1 protein-coding gene is annotated in these 2,313 nt (G+C 66.8%); it reads left to right on the top strand.

Annotation, left to right across the window (positions count from 1 at the left end; genetic code table 11):
- Window positions 1-2,091, top strand: a 2,091-nt coding sequence (locus tag ACI38Z_RS06540) for a polyribonucleotide nucleotidyltransferase (RefSeq protein WP_439789388.1), incomplete at its 5' end; no start/stop codon positions are given.
- Between the last annotated feature and the right edge of the window lie 222 nt (window positions 2,092-2,313).

Raw genomic sequence — 2,313 nt, forward strand, 5'->3', positions numbered from 1 at the left:
CGCAAGAACTACGACTTCTTCCCCCTGACGGTCGACTACATCGAGAAGATGTACGCCGTCGGCCGCATCCCCGGAGGCTACCTCAAGCGCGAGGCGCGTCCGAGCGAGAAGGCCACCCTCACGGCCCGCATGATCGACCGCCCCATCCGCCCGTCCTTCCCCGACGGGTTCAGGAACGAGGTGCAGATCGTCGCGATGCCGCTCGTCGCGGACCAGGTCAACTCCGTCGACACGATCTGCATCATGGGCGCCTCCGCGGCGCTCACCGTGGGCGGCGTGCCCTTCGAGGGCCCGCTCGCAGGCGTGCGCATCGGCCGCGACGTCGAGACCGGCGAGTTCCTCGTGAACCCGACGTACGAGGAGCGCGACAACTCCGACCTCGACCTCGAGCTCGGCGGCTCCGCCACGTTCATCAGCATGCTCGAGGCGGGCGCCAAGGAGATCTCCGAGGAGGACATGCTCGCGGCCATGGCCTTCGGCCAGGAGGCCATCGCGGCCTTCTGCAAGGAGGAGGAGAAGTTCTTCCAGAAGTGCATCGAGGTCAACGGCCCGTTCCCGAAGCGCGAATACGTGCTCGACGAGCCCGTCCCCGAGGTGCACGACCGCGTGTTCGCGCACTTCGACGAGATGTCCGCGGCCCTCAAGGACGCCGACAAGCTCTCCCGCATGGACAAGGTCGAGGCCCTCAAGGAGTCCATCAGGGCCGAGTTCACCGAGGAGGAGCAGGAGGAGTGGGACCGCGCCATCCCCGTCGAGCTCAAGAGCCTCGAGAAGCACGCCATGCGAAAGATGGTCGTCGAGACCGGAGAGCGCGTTGACGGCCGCACCGCGACCGAGGTCCGCCCGCTCATGATCAAGCCGAACTACCTGCCGCTCGTGCACGGCTCCGGCCTGTTCCAGCGCGGCCAGACCCAGGTGCTCTCCGTCTGCACCCTTGGCATGCTCAACGAGTGGCAGCGCCTCGACACCATCGAGCCGGTCGACGGCAAGCGCTACATCCACCACTACAACTTCCCGCCGTACTGCACCGGCGAGACCGGCCGCATGGGCAGCCCCAAGCGCCGCGAGATCGGCCACGGCAACCTGGCGGAGCGCGCCCTGCTGCCCGTGATTCCCTCCGAGGAGGAGTTCCCCTACACCATCCGTGTCGTCTCCGACGTGATGGAGTCCAACGGCTCCAGCTCCATGGCTTCCACCTGCGGCTCCACGCTGGCGCTGATGGACGCCGGTGTGCCCATCAAGCGCCCCGTCTCCGGCGTTGCCATGGGCCTCATCCAGGAGGAGGGCAAGACCGTCGTCCTGACCGACATCCAGGGCCTCGAGGACTTCCTGGGCGACATGGACTTCAAGGTCACCGGCACCACCAAGGGCATCACGGCCATGCAGATGGACAACAAGGCCACCGGCCTCACGCCCGAGATCCTGAAGCAGGCGCTCAAGCAGGCGCACGAGGGCCGCATGTTCATCCTCGACGCGATGCTCGAGCAGATCCCCGCGCCGCGCGAGCACGTCAAGGCAACCGCGCCGCAGATCATCAGCCTCAACATCCCCACGGACAAGATCCGCGACGTCATCGGCTCCGGCGGCAAGGTCATCCGCGGCATCCAGGAGGACACCGGCGCCACCATCGACATCCAGGAGGACGGTTCCGTCTTCATCGCGGGCACCAACGGCGCCGGCGAGGAGGCCGCGGAGCGCATCAAGGCCATCGTGAAGGTTCCCGAGGTGGGCGAGGAGTACACCGGACGCGTCGTGAACATCCAGCCGTTCGGCGCGTTCGTCGAGCTGCTGCCCGGCAAGGACGGCCTGCTGCACATCAGCCGCGTCGCCAAGGGCCGCGTCGACAAGGTCGAGGACGTCCTCAACGTGGGCGACGAGGTCAGGGTCAAGGTGATCGAGGTGGACGAGAAGGGCAAGATCAGCCTCGACCGTCTTGACAAGCCCGAGGCTCCCGCCGGCTCCGAGCGCAGGGGCGAGCACAAGGGCGAGAAGCGCGAGGGCGAGCACCGTCGCCGCCGCCACGTGGGCGACAAGGGCGGCAACGCCGGCAACGGCGAGCAGCGCCAGCCCAGGCGTCACCACGAGGGCTAGCCACAGCCTGGCATAGGCCAAACTGACACGAGCGGGGAGCCTCCAACCCAGGGCTCCCCGCTCTTCTCGTATATGGAACAAAAATTCTTCTACAGCTGGCGTCACTGCCGATGGACGGCATCAGCCCCTAAGGTACTTGACAAGCGCCGCGCAGAGAAGGACGAGCGCCACCGGCTCGACGAAGTCCTTGATCGTGGCGGACACGGAAAGCAGCGTGGCGAA

It is taken from the genome of Parafannyhessea sp. (assembly GCF_051876455.1).
Classification (GTDB): Bacteria; Actinomycetota; Coriobacteriia; order Coriobacteriales; family Atopobiaceae; genus Parafannyhessea.